This is a genomic window from Saccharopolyspora sp. 7B (assembly GCF_020177435.1).
GTDB lineage: Bacteria > Actinomycetota > Actinomycetes > Mycobacteriales > Pseudonocardiaceae > Saccharopolyspora_C > Saccharopolyspora_C gregorii.
Genome location: NZ_JAIUKC010000054.1, coordinates 39,725 through 54,223, shown reverse-complemented (window position 1 = coordinate 54,223; position 14,499 = coordinate 39,725). Strand labels below are relative to the sequence as shown.

Below are 14,499 nucleotides of genomic sequence, written 5' to 3'. Positions count from 1 at the left end.
GGGGTGGCGGGGGGGGGGGGGCCCCCCGGGCCGGCCGGGGCGCGCCCCCCGGCCCGGCCGGGGGGGGGGGCGGCTTTTTTAATACGGGGCGGGGCCCCCCCCCCCCCCCCAAACCCCGATGCCCCCTTGGAAGGCACCAACAGTAGAGCTTGATCGACTCGGCGGGGAAGTTTCACTTCGCCCAGTCGTGCGGCCGAACAGTAAGAATTTGCCACCTCGGTCGGCGGGCGGCGACGTGGCGCGTGCCGGCGGCGCGGGCGTCCGGTGCCGGGATCCGCCGACCGGCCCCGCTCCGGCACCCGTGCCCGATAGGCTCGGCGCCCGTGCCGCCGCGGACCCCGTCCACCGAGCCCGATCTCGACGCCGACCGGCTGCGCCGCCTGCACCAGGACGCGCTGCTGCCGGACGGGCTCCGGCTGCTGGTGCGCCGCGTCGCCGACACCGTGCGCGGCCGGGCGGCGCTGCTCGACGCCGCCGGAGAGCCCGTCGTGCCCGCGCCGGTGCCGCCCCCGGACGCGCTCGCCGCGATCGCCGACGACCTCGACCGCATCCGGTCCGGGCAGGCGCACTCGGCCGCCGTGCACCGCGACGACCGGATGATCTGCGCCCAGCGGCTCGACGCGGGACCGGACGCGCCCGTGCTGGTGGTGTCGCTGCCCGCCGCCGGAACCGCCGGAGTGGACCGCTACCTCGCCGACGCCTCCCGGCTGCTGGCCCTGCGGTGGCAGACCGACCTCGCCCGGCAGCAGTCCCGGCGGGTGCTCGCGGCGGCGACCGCGGTCCGCGAATCGGTGCTGCACCTGCTGATGCTGGGGCACCCGGACAGCGCGCAGCGGGTCGCGAGCGCGCTCAGCCCGCGGTTGCCCGCGTTCCTCACCGTGTACGTCATCGAAGCGGGCAAGGTCGACCGGGACGCGCTGGCGGCGCGGATCTCCGGGGTCACCGGGCACCGGGCGTGGATCGTGCACTGCCCGGTGTACGTCAAGCACCTGATCGTGCTGGTGCCGTCCGGTGAGCACCAGCACCACCGGCCCGCGAACTCGGTGGCGGAGCTGGTGCGGGACCTGGTGTCCGGCCCGGACCGGATCCGGGTCGGCGCGAGCCGGGTGGTGGCGCTGCGCGAGGTCGCCGTCGGCTACGAGCAGGCGTTCCACGCCCTGGCGGCCGCCCGCGGCGGGGCGGGCTCGTTCGAGATGTTCGCCTTCCAGGAGAGCCAGGCCGCCGTGGTCGGCGCGGCGGGGGAGCGCTGGGCCGAGCGGGTGCTGGCCCCGCTGCGCGCCTTCGAGCCCGCCCGAGCGCAGGATCCGGACGCGGCGGCGCTGGAGCTGACCCTGGGGGCGTGGCTGAACTTCGGCACCGGCGGCGCCCGCCAGCTCAAGATCCACCGCAACACGCTGGGGTCGCGGCTCGCGCAGCTGGAGCGGCTGCTGGACTGCGACGTGCGCGACCTTCCCACCCAGGCGCGGCTGCACCTGGCGCTGCACCTCGCCGTCCGATCCGGGGCGACGGCGGCGGAACCGGGCCCGACGCGGCTGCCGGACCTGCTGGAACCGCCCGAGGTGCGGTCCTGGGCGGCCCGCCTGCTGGCTCCGCTGCGCGACGCCGAACCGCACCTGCTGCCGACCCTGCGCGCGTGGCTGGACGGCGGTGCCCGGCTGGAGGCGGCGGCCCCGGAGCTCGGGTTGTCGGTCCCCGCGGTGCGCAAGCGGATCGTGCGCATCGAACGGGTGCTGGAGCGTTCCCTGCTGCACGGCCCGTCGGTGCGCTACGAGCTGCACTTCGCGATGCGGCTGTTCGACGGGCGGCCCGTCGATCAGGGCTGAGCGGACGGGTTCCGCAGCCCGTCGAAGGTGAGCCGGGTGACGGCCTCGGCGAGCTGCTCGGCGTCTAGGCCCGGCTGCGGCCGGTACCACTCGATGATCGAGTTCACGGTGCCGAACAGCAGCCTGCTGGTCAGCGCCGGATCGAGGTCGGGGCGCAGGCTCCCGTCCCGCTCGGCCTCGGCGACCAGCTTGCCGAGGAACGCGTCGATCTCGCGGCGCCGGGCCAGCGCGTCGCGCTCCACCTCGCTGTTGCCGCGCACCCGCAGCAGCACCGTCACGAACGGCTGCTCGGCGACGAGGACGTGCACGCTGCGCCGCACCACGTGGCGCAGCCGGTCGATCGCCGGGCCCTGCTGCGACCCGGGTTCGCCGGTCACCGCCAGCAGCGCGTCCAGCGCCCGGTCCACGGTGCGCCGCAGCAGTTCCTCCTTGCCGGAGACGTGGTGGTAGATCGCCGACTTGGTGATGCCGAGCCGCTGGGCGAGCACGTCCATGCTGGTGCCGTCGTAGCCGCGTTCGTGGAAGACGACGGCCGCGATGCGCAGCAGCGAATCCAGGTCGTGCCCGGGCCTGCCCCGGCCACGGCCGGTCATGCGCCGCGCCGGTCCAGCACCCGGCGCAGCTTTCCGACGGAGCGCTCCAGCGCGCCCGGGTCGGCCACCACGACCTCCGCGGTGATGCCGATCGCGTCCTTGACGGCGCGGGCCAGCGAGTCCGGTGCGGCGCCGCGCTGCCCCGGGGTGCAGTCCTCGGCGGCTTCGACGGTGATCGTCATGCGATCCATCCGGCCCTGCCGGGACAGGGTGATCTGGAAGTGCGGGGACAGCCCTTCGGCGCGCAGCACCAGTTCCTCGACCTGGGTGGGGAAGACGTTGACGCCGCGCAGGATGATCAGGTCGTCGCTGCGCCCGGTGATCCGCTCCATCCGGCGCATCGCCGGGTTCGCGGTGCCCGGCAGCAGCCGGGTGAGGTCGCGGGTGCGGTACCGGATGATCGGCAGCGCCTCCTTGGTCAGCGAGGTGAACAGCAGCTCACCCGGTTCGCCGTCGGACAGCGGGTCGCCCAGCACCGGGTCGATCACCTCGGGGTAGAAGTGGTCCTCCCAGATGTGCAGGCCGTCCTTGGTCTCGGCGAATTCGGCGGCGACGCCCGGCCCCATCACCTCGGACAGCCCGTAGATGTCGACCGCGTCGATGTCGAGGGAGCGCTCCAGCTCCCCGCGCATCTCCTCGGTCCACGGTTCGGCGCCGAAGATCCCGGCGCGCAGCCCGGTCTCCCGCGGGTCGACGCCCTGGCGGCGCAGCTCGTCGACGAGGGCGAGCATGTACGTCGGCGTCACCATGATCAGGTCGGGGCGGAAGTCGCGGATGAGCTGGGCCTGCCGCGCGGTCATCCCGCCGGAGGCGGGGACCACGGTGCAGCCGAGGCGTTCCGCGCCGTAGTGCGCGCCGAGCCCGCCGGTGAACAGGCCGTAGCCGTAGGAGATGTGCACCAGGTCGCCGGGGCGCCCGCCCGCGGCGCGGATGGAGCGGCTCACCACCTCGGCCCACACGTCCAGGTCGTGCCGGGTGTAGCCGACGACGGTGGGCTGCCCGGTGGTGCCGCTGGAGGCGTGCACCCGGCTGACCTGCTCGCGCGGGACGGCGAACATGCCGAACGGGTAGTTCGCCCGCAGGTCCTCCTTGGTGGTGACGGGGAACTTCGCGAGGTCGGCCAGTTCGCGGCAGTCGTCCGGGTGTACCCCGGCGGCGTCGAACTTGGCGCGGTAGAAGGGAACGTTGCGGTAGGCGTGCCGCAGCGTCCAGCGCAGCCGGTCCAGCTGGCGGGCGCGGAGCTCGTCCTCGTCGCGTGGTGCGGTCTCGTCGGCCGCGGCGGTCGTGGTGGTCCCGGTCATGCGCCCGTCCTCGTCCGGCCGTCGATCGTCCTGCTGCGCCCGCGGAACTCGGCGATCACCGCCGCGTCGTGTTCGCGGCGCACGGTGATGTCGTAGATCCCGCTGCGGCCGTAGCGGGTGCGCTCGGTCGCTTCGGCGTGCAGCCTATCGCCCTCGTGCGCGGGGGCGACGAAGTCGATCTCGGCACCGGCGGCGACGGTCACGGGGCCGTGGCTGTTGCAGGCGCAGGCGAACGCGGTGTCGGCGAGCAGGAACACGTAGCCGCCGTGCGCGATGCCGTGGCCGTTGACCATCGAGCGGGTGATCGTCATCCACGCGGTCGCCCGGCCGTCGGCGGCCGCGTGCAGCTCGATGCCGAGTTCCCGGGACGCGGTGTCCTCGTCGAACATCGTTCTCGCCGCGTCCGCGACGGGTTCCACCGTGCTCACCGGGCTCCACCACCTCGTACTGACCGAACAGTCGGTTATTGCTCGCAGTGTTGGCGGCGGTGGTCGCGATGTCAACCCACCGCGTCGCGGTTCCCGGCGGAGGGCCGCCCGGCGGAGCGGTGGGGCGGAAGAGTCCGAAGTGGACGAACGCGTCCCGCCGGCCGAGATCACCAAGGCCTTCGGTACCAGCTGGTTCCGGTACTCGCCGGGCCCCGCGACCCGGCCGCTGAGCAAGACGAGCCGCAGCACAAGCAGTAGCGTTTCCCGCATGGTGGCGATGCCGGTGAGCGAACGGGTGCTGCTGCGGGAGTGGCGGCCCGAGGACGTCGACGGCGCCTTCGCCGTCTACGGCACCACCACCGTCACCGACTGGCTGGTCCCGTCCATGCCGCGGGTGGCCGACCTGGCCGCGATGCGCCGCGTGCTGACCCAGTGGATCGAGGAGCAGCGCGAGCTGCCGCCCCCGCTGGGCCGGTGGGCGTTCGAGCACCGCGGCACCGGCGAGGTCATCGGCGGCGCCGAGCTGCGGCTGCTGCCCCCGCACTTCGAGGACGTGGAGGTGGCCTGGCACCTGCGCCCGAACGCCTGGGGCCACGGCTACGCCTCCGAGGCGACCGGCGCGCTGATCCGCTGGGCGTTCGAGCACGAGGCCATCGAGCTGTTCGCCGTCGTGGACCCGGCCAACGACCGCGCGCACGCCACCGCGCAGCGCCTCGGCATGGAATGGGTCGGCGAGACCACGAAGTACTACGACCGGCCCCTGGGCGTCTACCGGATCCGCCCGGGGGACCTGGAGTGACCGCGCTGTTCCCGTCGCGCGGGGCCGCAGGGCGGAATCCCGCTGCCCGGCTGCGAACTCGGGCCGCGTAGCGCTCGGGTGGTTCCCCGCTGCCCGCTTCCCCGCCGCCCGCTTCCCGGTCGGGCCGCGCTCCCTCGCGCAGCACGGCGACATCGCCGTCCGGGAACCGCTGAGCACCCGCGGGTGGTTCCCGTCGCTCGGTGGTCGTCAGCCGCCGACGGGCGGCCACCACCGCCGCCGGGTGCGGGCGGGCCCGCTCATTCGGCGGGGGTCGCGGAGCGGAGCCGTTCGACCAGGTCCAACAGCTGGCTGCTGCCCGCGTCCGCGGCCTGGTCGGCGCGGTCGGCGGCCATCTCCCGCCCCTCCGGCCCCAGGCACCACTGCCACCAGCGGTCCAGCAGCGCGCCGGCCTGCCCGTCACCGCCGTCGTAGAGCTCCTCCGAGGACAGCACCGCGGGCCACTGCCACGCCGCGCCCTGCGCCGAGACCTTCCCGCCCCCGCCCACCGGGTCGACGGCGATCGCCGGGATCCCCTGCGCCAGCGCGAACACCAGCCCGTGCAACCGGGAGGTCACCACCACGTCGGCCCGCCCGAGCAGCGTCGCGAACTGGTCGGCCGTCGAGCACAACCGCGCATTCACCCGGTCCAGCCGCAGGTCCACCACCATCGGCGCGCAGTCGGTCCGGCCGATCCAGTTCAGCAGGTACCGGTGCACGCCGTCGTGCCTGCGCAGCGGGCCGTACTCGCGGCGCCCGTGGGACACCACGATCGCCGCCACCGGCGTCGGGCTGATCGATCCGCCCGCGGCGAGGTCCCGGGTCGCCGGCACCCGCGGCCGGTCCCGGGCGAGCACGTGGTGGAAGCCGCGCACCGCGGGCGCCTGTTCGTCGATCACCGTGACGCCGATGGCGGTTGCGCCTGCACCGCGCGTACCGCTGGTGCAGCTCCTCGACCTGCCTGCCGTGCGCGGGACCGCTCACGAACACGAGGTCGGTGAACTCTCCCGGATCCGCGTCGTCGAGGGTCAGCGATCCGGGGACCAGCACCGGGCTCCACGCCAGCTCGTGCGGGATCCCCGAGGTGCCGAGCGCGTCCGCCACCCGCCGCATGGCCGCCACGTCGCCCGCGGAGAACTCGGAGTGCAGGAAGCTGGGCCAACCCGTGATCAGGACACGCACGTGAGCTCCTCGTCGACGATCCCGCACCCCGGAAGTGCCCGGTGCGGCGCCGGTTCAACCGCACGCGGTCCCGCCGGGCGGGTGACGCATCTCGCGGCAGGGCCCCGGCCTCACCCACTCGCGCCACTCCCGGCGCTCCCCGTCCCGGGGTGCGCGGGACGGGACTTTCGGCCGTGTCGCGGCGCGATGGGGCTGGCAGTATCGGCGACCGCACGGAACCACTCGGGGGAGGACGGACGATGCAGGCACGACCCACACCGCAGCAGGCCGACGCGCACGAGCCGACTCCGCAGGAGCGGTCGCGGGCGGTGCGCGCCACCGCGCACCACGCGAACGACGCCGCGCAACTGGCCGAACTGCTCGACATGCTGGGTCTCGACCCGGACGAAGGCCGGGGCGGGGGAGTGCCGCAGGCGCGCTCGGGCGGACCGTCCGCGGCCTGATCCGGCGCTCGGCCACCTCGGTGACTCCTCTCGTCACCGCCCCGCCACCGCGCTGGATTCCCCGCTGCGGAGCGGAAAACCGCGGTGCATGCGGGGAAACTGCGGCAGCCGGGCCGGAGGTCGACGTCGTGGTGGTCGGCGCCGGATGCGTCGGCCTGCACGCGTTGCCCGAGCTGCGGTCCCGCGGAATCACCGCGCTGGTGCGGGAAGCCGGCTCGGACGTCGGCGGAACCCGGTGCTGGAACCGGTGTCCCGGCGCGCGGTGCGACCTGGCGGCGAGCCGTCCGGCGCGCCGCGAACCGCGCCGGCGCGGCGGGACCGGGTGAGCAACGAGCACGGCACCTCCGGCGTGGAACCGCGGCGCGAGGTCGGGTCAGCCCACTGCGGTCACGGCAGTTCGAAGTGCTGGTAGTCCTTCGGATCGTGCCAGGACCCGCCCCAGGTCCAGCCCGCGTCGGTGAACATCCGCACCGCCGCGTCCCCGTCGTGCAGCATCCCCGGATCGCGGCGGGTGCGGTCCAGGTACGGCCCGGCGGTGGCCGGCTGCAGGTCGCCCTCCGAGCTCAGGTACGGGTTGCGCAGCGGGTTCACGTCCACCGCCCGTCCGTAGGCGTGCTGCGACCACGAGCCGCTGCCGGAGATCCCGCGGCAGTTGAACGCCGAGGTGTTGTTCGCCCGCATCGACGTCTCGTCCTCGGCCCCGGGGTAGTCCCCGGCGGGGCGCATCCGCTCGATGGGGAACCGCAGCGCGTGCAGCCGGGCGAAGGCGTCGACGGTCTGGCGCACCCGGTCCTCGTGCACGACGAGTTCCCCGGTGCGCTCCTGCCCGTCCACGCCGACGTGGCTCAGCCGCAGCAGGCGCAACCGGTCCGGGGCGACGGGGCAGCCGGGGTGCCAGCTCGCGCCGAGCCGGGCGGCGTCCACCGGTTCCACGCTGGAGGTGAAGCGCGGTGCCGGTTCGCCCGCCGGCGGTTGCGGGTTCCCGCACTGCACGGTGGTGGCGACCAGCGCGCACGCGAACGCGGCGGTGAGCCGGCGCGACGACGAGCCGCGGGAATTCCTCATGACGTGCCTCCCTTTTCGCATTCCGCTTCGAGTGTGCGGGTGGATGCGCGCGGAATCGAGCGTCGTTTCGAGCGACTTCCCCACGATCGGGGAGCATCCGGGTGTTCTTGTGTTGCGAATGGACAGTGCCCGGTCCACGATCCCGTTGTGGGATCAGTGGTCGCGGATTCCGGAGAACGCAGTCCGACCCCGAAACGGACGCATTTCCGGTGGCGCGACGGTGCTCCGGTGGGGCACTCGCAGACGGCCGAGCCCCGAACCCGGTGCTGTCGCCGCCGACCCACCTGGTGGAGAGCGGGGGTCGCGACCGCGGTGCGGCCTCCGCCTCCGGGGCGTCCCGGGAATTGGTTCCGGCCGGGAAAGCGCGGCCGAACGGGAACCGCGCGTCTCGAATTCGGGTGTTCCGGTTCCGCCCGGCGAGCGGATTTCAGGCCGGGTGCACGCGCAACCCGTCGAACGCCGTCGCCACCACGGTGTCCGCGAGTTCCGCGGCGCCCACTCCGCCGTGCGGGCGGTACCACTCCGCCAGCGAGTTGACCATCCCGAACAGCAGCCGCCCCGCGGTCGCCGGGTCGACGTCGGCGCGCAGGTCGCCGTCCGCGACCGCCTCGCCGACCAGGTCGGTGACCAGCTGGTCGAACTCGCGGCGCCGGTCCAGCGCCGCCCGCTCCACGGGGGTGTTGCCGCGCACCCGCAGCAGCAGGGTCACGAACGGCAGCCGGTCCACCAGCACCAGCACGCTGCCGCGGACCAGGTGCTCCAGCCGCGCCACGGCGCGCGCGTCCTGCTCCCGCGCTTCGTCGGCGACGGCGAACAGGCCGTCCAGCGCGTGGTCGGTGGCGAGCCGGAGCAGCTCCTGCTTGCTCGGCACGTGGTGGTAGATCGCGGACTTGCTGATGCCGAGCTTGCGGGAGAGGTCCTCCATGCTGGTGCCGTCGTAGCCGCGGTCGTTGAACAGCTCCACCGCGACCGCCAGCAGGGATTCCAGGTCGTAGCCGGGTCGGCCGCGCTTGGCCGGGCGCGCGGGTGGTGCCGTCGTCATGGACCTGATTATTCCAGTAGGAATTTTCCAGTCGATCTGCGCGCGGCCCGCACGTCCGAGGCCCGCGCCGCGTCTGCATAGTGGTACCGACGGGCGCGAGACGGGAGCAGGCCATGAGCACGACGCACGCGGTGATCGGCACGCCCCTCGGCGAGCTGACGCTCATCGCCCGCGACGACGCGCTGACCGCGGTGCGCTTCGCGGGCGGCGGGCACCGCGAGGAGGACATCGGCGAGTCCGCCGGGACCGAGCTGTTCGCGGAGGCCGAGCGGCAGTTCGCCGAGTACTTCGACCGGCGGCGCACCCGGTTCGAGCTGCCGCTCGCGCCCCGTGGCGAACCCTTCCAGCTGCGCGTGTGGGAACTGCTCCAGGAGATCCCCTACGGCGAGACCACCAGCTACGGCGCGCTCGCGCGGCGGCTCGGCGACGTCGGACACTCGCAGGCCGTGGGCGCGGCCAACGGGCGGAACCCGCTGCCGGTGATCGTGCCCTGCCACCGGGTGATCGGCGCCGACGGCAGCCTCACCGGCTACGCGGGCGGCCTCGACCGCAAGCGCTACCTGCTGGCGCTGGAGGAACCCCCGGCGGAGGACGCCGGCCGGTTGTTCTGACCCGGTCAGGACCGGGAGCCGCGGACCTCCAGCGACTCCAGCAGCGCGGCCGTGGCCCGCTCGACCTCGTCGACGGCTCGGTCGAACGCCGCCGCGTTGTGCGCGGCGGGCGCGCGGAACCCGGAGATCTTGCGCACGTACTGCAGGGCGGCCGCGCGCACGTCCTGCTCGGTCACCTGCTCCGCGTACGGCGGGCGGAGGGTCTTGATGCTTCGGCACATGCCCCCATCGTCCTCCGCCCGCCGACATCCGTCCGGGCTCCCGCGGCGCCGCACGGCCGCCGCGAGCAGCGCGCCGAGCGGGGAACGCGCCGCCCGCGCCAGCACCTCGTCGATCACCTCGGTCAGCGGACCGCCCGCCCCGCCGGGGGCCACGAGCAGGAACCGACGGCAGGAGCGCGCCGGGCGCCCGCGCGCGTGGCGAGAACGACGGAGACCACCGAATTCTGGCCATCCGCGGGAATCGGTGGTAGCAGTGGAGTTCGACCCGCCCCCGGATCCGTGAACAGGTACCCCATGCACCTCGTCGCCGTGCTCGCCCTCGACCCTGTCGTGCCGTTCGACCTGTCCATCCCGGCGGACACCTTCGGGTGGGTGCGGCTCGCCGACGGATCGCCCGGCTACCAGGTGCGGGTGTGCGCGGTGGACGGCGAGGTGGGCGCGGGGCCGTTCTCGATCCGCGCGCCGTGGGGATTGGACGGGCTGCGCGACGCCGACACCGTCGTCGTGCCGGGGCAGGCCGGGGCGCCCGCGCCCGTTCCGGAGGAGGCGCTGGCGGCGCTGCGGGACGCGGCGGCGCGCGGAGCCCGGATCGCCTCCATCTGCACCGGCGCGTTCGCGCTCGCCGCGGCCGGGCTGCTGGACGGGCGGCGGGCCACCACGCACTGGCTCGGCACCGCCGAGCTCGCCCGCATGCACCCGTCGGTCGAGGTCGATCCGGACGTGCTGTACGTGGACGAGGGCGACGTGCTCACCTCGGCCGGAGCGGCCGCCGGGATGGACCTGTGCCTGCACATGATCCGGCTCGACCACGGCTCGGCGGTGGCGGCCGATTCGGCGCGGCTCGCGGTGATGCCGCTGGAGCGCGACGGCGGGCAGGCCCAGTTCATCGCGCACGAGCCGCCCGCCCCCGACGGCGCCAGCGTGCAGCCGCTGCTGCACTGGCTGGAGGACAACCTGCACCAGCCGTTGACCCTGGCGGACATCGCCGCGCGCGCGGCGCTCAGCAGCCGCACCCTCAGCAGGCGGTTCCGCGAGCAGACCGGCACCACTCCGCTGCAATGGCTGCACCGGGCGCGGCTGCGGCGGGCGCAACACCTGCTGGAGACCACCGGGCACCCGGTGGAGCGGATCGCCGAGCAGGTCGGGTTCACCTCGCCGACGACGTTCCGGGATCGGTTCAAGCGGCTCGTCGGCACCAGCCCGGCCCGCTACCGGCGCACCTTCCGCAGCGTCGCCTGACCTGCCCGCCGACCTGCCCGCCGCCCTCGATCGCCGGCCCGCTGGTGCCGGGCGGTCCGGTCTTTCAGCCGATGTGGGTGTCGGGGGTGTGCTCTAGCGTTCCGGAGGCGATCGACTGGGGAAGGTGCGACGGAATGACGGGAACGGACGAGCGGACGGATCTGCTGGGTCTGCTGGGAGAACAACGGCACGCGCTGCTGATCACGGTGCGCGGGCTCAGCGACGCCGCCGCGGCGCGGCGGACCACCGCGAGCGACCTCACCTTGGGCGGGCTGCTCAAGCACCTCGCCGCGGTGGAGCGGGAGTGGACGCGGGTGCTGCGCTCGCGGCCCGATCCGGAGCAGCTCGGCGGCGCCGATCCGGACAGCCTGCGGATGGGGCCGGATGATGCGCTGGCCGACCTCATCGACGACTACCGGCAGGCCGCCGAGGACACCGACCGGGCCGTGGCCGAGCTCCCGGACCTGGGCGTGCCGCTGCCGCTGCCCGCGGCGCCGTGGTTCCCGCCGGGAGCCGAGTGGACCGCGCGCCGCGTCGTCGGCCACCTGCTGCGGGAGACCGCGCAGCACGGCGGTCACGCGGACCTGATCCGGGAGGCCCTGGACGGCGCCAGCACCACCCGCCAGCTCGCCGCCGACTTCGGCATCGACCGCAGCTAGCCGAGCACCTCCAGCACGAACCGCGCCCGCTCCGCGACCGGTGCCCGCGGCAGTTCCACGAGCTCGTAGCCGTAGTCGGCGTAGGTGTCGGCGAGCACCTCGCAGGTGCGGCGCGCGAGCTCGGGGGACTGCCTGCGCTCCGCGTCGGTCCGGTAGATCGCCGGCCACGGCGGCGCGAGGAACACCGGGCCCGAGTACCGCAGGTCCCGGGCCGCGGCGTGCACGTGCGCGGGCACCGGGAGGCCTTCGACGCGCAGGTAACCGGCGATGTCCGGCAGCCCGCGGTCGAAGAACGTGACGCCGTCCCGCGCGGCCCGGTGCTCGCGCAGCTCCCAGCACAGCATCAGTTCCGCGAACAGCGCCGGATCTACCCACGGCAGCCCGCCGCCGCCGACGGCGAGCTGGTCGCGGATCACGCCGCGTCCGGCCTCCTCGGACCGGGCCCACCCGGCGGCGCCGAGCCGGTCGAGCAGCGTGCTCTTCCCGGAACCCGGGCCGCCGGTGACGACGACGCGGCGCGGTGCGGACATGCGGGGCCTCCTGGGCGGTGCGGGTGGGGTCGGCCCGGGACGGGAGCCGTCCGCGCGGAGCCGGGAGAACGCAGCGGGCGTGCGGCGCGGCTGCGTGCCGCCAGGATAGCGGCGCGCCCTTGACTTCGAGCGCGCTCGAACTCCTAGCGTTCGTTTCGGATCGGGCGGCACCGCACGGCGGGCTCCACCGCCCTGCCCGCCGCCGCGGGCGCCGCCCGATCCACCGGAATTCCGCTGCGACCGAAGGGTTCGAGATGGAGAACACGGTGCCGATCGCGACGTTCGACGAGTTCTACGCGGCGGGTGATCCGCCGTGGGTGATCGGGGAACCGCAGCCCGCGGTGGTGGAGCTGGAGCGCACCGGCGGCTTCCGGGGCGCGGTGCTCGACCTCGGCTGCGGGACGGGGGAGCACACGATCCTGCTGGCCGGCCGCGGCTACGACGTGCTGGGCGCGGATTCGTCCCCGAACGCGCTGGAGCGGGCGCGGGCGAACGCCGCCCGGCGCGGGGTGGACGCGCGCTTCGAGCTCGCGGACGCGTTGCGGCTCCCGGAGAACCGGCGGTTCGACGTGGTGCTGGACAGCGCCCTGTTCCACGTGTTCGGCCCGGCGGACCGCAGCGCCTACGCCCGGTCGCTGCGCGCGGTGACCGAACCGGGTTCGGTGGTGCACGTGCTGGCGCTGGCCGACGTGGCGGAGAGCATCGGGCCGACGGTGCACCAAGACGACTTCGCCGCCGCGTTCACCGACGGCTGGGACGTCGAGGAGGTGCGCCGGGTGTCGTACCGCGGCATCGCCTCCGGGGACAACGCCCGCCGCCTGGACGTCGCCGACGGCGCGGTGGTCGATTCCGCCGCGCACCTGGCCCGGATCCGCCGCCGGTAGCGATCCACAATGGACTGATCACTGCTCGGGGGTGCAGCGGGACGGCCGGTCCAGGTCGGCGCAGGGGACGTCGCCCTCGTGCCGCAGGATCGCGCCGCCCGCCGGAGAACGCAGGAACTCCAGGAAGCTCGACACGAGCGAGCCGGGCCGCGGTTCGTCGTAGGTGTAGGCGAATTCGGTCTCCCAGAAGGGATAGGCGCCGTCGACGACGGTCTCCCGGGTGGCGGGCACGCCGTCGATGCGGACCGGCAGCACCCGGTCGTCGCCCTCGATCCGGCCCGCCTCCGCGTAGCCGAGAGCGCCGGGTGTGCGGCGCACCGCGTCCAGCACCTGGCCGGTGTCGCCGCGTTCGCAGTGCACCACGCCCGGCGCCTCCTCGGGTCGGACTTCCGCGCAGTCGGCGGAGTTCCACGGCGCCCGTTCGCCGCCCGCGCCGAGCAGGCGGCGTTCGAAGACCTTCCGGGTGCCGGACTGCCGGTCGCGGCTCACCAGCCGCACCGGCAGCTCGGCGCCGTCCAGCTGCCGCCAGTCGGTGATCTCGCCCCGGTACAGGCGCCGGACCTGGTCCAGCGACAGGTCCCGCACCTGCGCCTGCTCGCTGACGACGAGGCTGAACACCGACAGCGACACGGGGCGCGCCAGCAGCTTCGGCTCGCGGTTCCCCTTGGCACCGTCGGAGAACGCGAGCAGGTCCGGTGCTCCGTCCCGGGCGGCGCGTCCGGCCTCGCCGAGCTCGGCGAGGCCGGTGTCGCTGTCGCTGAAGTCGGAGATGATCACCGAGCCGGGGCAGCGCCGCTGGTAGGCGTCGGCCGCGGCGCGGGCCGCGTGCTCGAACGCCGATGAACCGGTGAGCGTGATGCGGCCCGCCGCGCACTCCAGCGCCACCGGATCGGGCCGGGTCAACGAGACCGCGAGCTGCCCGAGGCTGACCAGCACCAGGAACAGCACCAGCGCCATGATCCGCCGCGGTGGCCGGTTGTGGCTGCGGGTCTCGCGGATGGCGCCGGTGCCGACGCCGCCCTTGATGCCGCCGACGACCTCCGGCGCGGCGTCCGATCCTGCCGCGCGGTCCGATCCCGCCGCGCGGTCCAGCACCGCCAGCACCTTGTAGTGCGCGCCGCGGTTGAGCGGCACCTTGGGCAGTTCGATGACGTCCCGGTCGACGCGCAGCCCGGAATCCGGCCCGAAGGACGGGCGCAGGAATTCGCTGCTGAGCTCGGTGATCACCATGCCCGCGATGGTGCGGCCGGGGAACCGCACCCGGATGCCGACCTTGTCGCCGTCGAGCACCGCGTAGTCGGCGGGGTCGATGTTGGTGGCCCCGTCGTTCTCGATGCGCAGCAGCACGAACGAGGGCGCGGTGAGCGCGGCGCCTTCGGTGGACAGCTGCAGGGCTTGGAACGCGCCGGGGTCGAGCCGGCCGCGGTCGGGGTGCGCGGCGTCGGTGGCGGTGGTGTCCAGCTGCACCCGGTAGCCGAGCCGTTTGCGGCCGACGAAGGCGAATTCGTAGAGCGCGAGCACGATCGGCACCACGAGGCCGAGCGCGGCCAGCGCGGTCTCCCAGGACCAGTCGAAGTCGGGCATGTCGGCTCCCGTCGCGCGGGGAAGTGCGCTTCCGAGGCCGAAGCTAGGGGCGGCCGGTGCGGCCGGGTCCGGGTGCGGCGACCGTTCGGGAACAGTTC

The 14,499-nt window shown here is 74.4% G+C and carries 16 protein-coding genes; 7 read left to right on the top strand and 9 right to left on the bottom strand.

Features of this window, described 5'->3' with window-relative positions; translation table 11 throughout:
* Window positions 1-323: 323 nt before the first annotated feature.
* Window positions 324-1,823: a helix-turn-helix domain-containing protein gene (locus tag LCD33_RS29360; protein ID WP_224955681.1), complete on the top strand. Its 1,500-nt coding sequence runs from the start codon at window positions 324-326 to the stop codon at window positions 1,821-1,823.
* Here the strand turns inward: LCD33_RS29360 and LCD33_RS10515 are convergent.
* From LCD33_RS10515 to paaI, 3 genes are read right to left on the bottom strand one after another with little or no spacing between them, the layout of a single operon-like run.
* The gene (locus LCD33_RS10515; protein ID WP_224955680.1) at window positions 1,814-2,416 is read right to left on the bottom strand and encodes a TetR/AcrR family transcriptional regulator; all 603 of its coding nucleotides are present in this window, start codon (window positions 2,414-2,416) and stop codon (window positions 1,814-1,816) included. The two genes, LCD33_RS29360 and LCD33_RS10515, sit on opposite strands and share 10 nt — an antisense overlap.
* On the bottom strand, window positions 2,413-3,717 hold the full coding sequence (gene paaK / locus LCD33_RS10510; protein WP_224966828.1) for a phenylacetate--CoA ligase PaaK: 1,305 nt from the start codon (window positions 3,715-3,717) through the stop codon (window positions 2,413-2,415). The genes LCD33_RS10515 and paaK overlap by 4 nt, the downstream gene beginning before the upstream one ends.
* Entirely contained in the window at window positions 3,714-4,106 is a 393-nt protein-coding gene (paaI, locus tag LCD33_RS10505) for a hydroxyphenylacetyl-CoA thioesterase PaaI (RefSeq protein WP_224955703.1), read from the bottom strand. The genes paaK and paaI overlap by 4 nt, the downstream gene beginning before the upstream one ends.
* Before the next feature lie 178 nt (window positions 4,107-4,284).
* Here paaI and LCD33_RS10500 point away from each other — a divergent pair, with 178 nt between their 5' ends.
* The gene (locus tag LCD33_RS10500) at window positions 4,285-4,944 is read left to right on the top strand and encodes a GNAT family N-acetyltransferase (protein WP_308011260.1); all 660 of its coding nucleotides are present in this window, start codon (window positions 4,285-4,287) and stop codon (window positions 4,942-4,944) included.
* Between the two features lie 257 nt (window positions 4,945-5,201).
* On the opposite strand, the gene LCD33_RS29355 is transcribed toward LCD33_RS10500, so the two are convergent.
* The gene (locus LCD33_RS29355; protein WP_224966827.1) at window positions 5,202-5,840 is read right to left on the bottom strand and encodes a polysaccharide pyruvyl transferase family protein; all 639 of its coding nucleotides are present in this window, start codon (window positions 5,838-5,840) and stop codon (window positions 5,202-5,204) included.
* 522 nt (window positions 5,841-6,362) lie between these two features.
* On the opposite strand from LCD33_RS29355, the gene LCD33_RS10490 reads away from it, so the two are divergent.
* Entirely contained in the window at window positions 6,363-6,566 is a 204-nt protein-coding gene (locus LCD33_RS10490) for a hypothetical protein (RefSeq protein ID WP_224955676.1), read from the top strand.
* Between the two features lie 387 nt (window positions 6,567-6,953).
* Here the strand turns inward: LCD33_RS10490 and LCD33_RS10485 are convergent, their stop codons facing one another.
* Both LCD33_RS10485 and LCD33_RS10480 read right to left on the bottom strand, forming a co-directional pair.
* Window positions 6,954-7,631: a M15 family metallopeptidase gene (locus LCD33_RS10485; RefSeq protein ID WP_224955675.1), complete on the bottom strand. Its 678-nt coding sequence runs from the start codon at window positions 7,629-7,631 to the stop codon at window positions 6,954-6,956.
* A gap of 427 nt (window positions 7,632-8,058) precedes the next feature.
* A complete protein-coding gene (locus LCD33_RS10480) occupies window positions 8,059-8,673 on the bottom strand; it encodes a TetR/AcrR family transcriptional regulator (protein ID WP_224955674.1) in 615 nt (204 codons plus the stop codon).
* A 113-nt stretch (window positions 8,674-8,786) separates the two neighbouring features.
* Between LCD33_RS10480 and LCD33_RS10475 the strand changes: the two genes are divergently transcribed.
* Window positions 8,787-9,284 carry a methylated-DNA--[protein]-cysteine S-methyltransferase gene (locus LCD33_RS10475; protein ID WP_224955673.1) on the top strand — a complete coding sequence of 166 codons (498 nt, stop codon included), beginning with the start codon at window positions 8,787-8,789 and terminating at the stop codon, window positions 9,282-9,284.
* 5 nt (window positions 9,285-9,289) lie between these two features.
* Here LCD33_RS10475 and LCD33_RS28835 read toward each other — a convergent pair whose 3' ends face one another.
* Window positions 9,290-9,505 (bottom strand): DUF2277 domain-containing protein, encoded by a 216-nt coding sequence (locus LCD33_RS28835; RefSeq protein WP_255614474.1) that lies wholly within the window; start codon window positions 9,503-9,505, stop codon window positions 9,290-9,292.
* 294 nt (window positions 9,506-9,799) lie between these two features.
* On the opposite strand from LCD33_RS28835, the gene LCD33_RS10465 reads away from it, so the two are divergent.
* Both LCD33_RS10465 and LCD33_RS10460 read left to right on the top strand, forming a co-directional pair.
* Entirely contained in the window at window positions 9,800-10,744 is a 945-nt protein-coding gene (locus tag LCD33_RS10465; RefSeq protein ID WP_224955671.1) for a GlxA family transcriptional regulator, read from the top strand.
* A gap of 134 nt (window positions 10,745-10,878) precedes the next feature.
* On the top strand, window positions 10,879-11,403 hold the full coding sequence (locus LCD33_RS10460) for a DUF664 domain-containing protein (protein ID WP_224955670.1): 525 nt from the start codon (window positions 10,879-10,881) through the stop codon (window positions 11,401-11,403).
* Here LCD33_RS10460 and LCD33_RS10455 read toward each other — a convergent pair.
* Window positions 11,400-11,933: an AAA family ATPase gene (locus LCD33_RS10455; protein ID WP_224966826.1), complete on the bottom strand. Its 534-nt coding sequence runs from the start codon at window positions 11,931-11,933 to the stop codon at window positions 11,400-11,402. The genes LCD33_RS10460 and LCD33_RS10455 overlap by 4 nt on opposite strands.
* A 254-nt stretch (window positions 11,934-12,187) precedes the next feature.
* Here LCD33_RS10455 and LCD33_RS10450 point away from each other — a divergent pair, with 254 nt between their 5' ends.
* The gene (locus LCD33_RS10450; RefSeq protein ID WP_224955668.1) at window positions 12,188-12,817 is read left to right on the top strand and encodes a class I SAM-dependent methyltransferase; all 630 of its coding nucleotides are present in this window, start codon (window positions 12,188-12,190) and stop codon (window positions 12,815-12,817) included.
* An 18-nt stretch (window positions 12,818-12,835) separates the two neighbouring features.
* Here the strand turns inward: LCD33_RS10450 and LCD33_RS10445 are convergent, their stop codons facing one another.
* Window positions 12,836-14,401 carry a substrate-binding domain-containing protein gene (locus LCD33_RS10445; RefSeq protein ID WP_224966825.1) on the bottom strand — a complete coding sequence of 522 codons (1,566 nt, stop codon included), beginning with the start codon at window positions 14,399-14,401 and terminating at the stop codon, window positions 12,836-12,838.
* Window positions 14,402-14,499 lie beyond the last annotated feature (98 nt).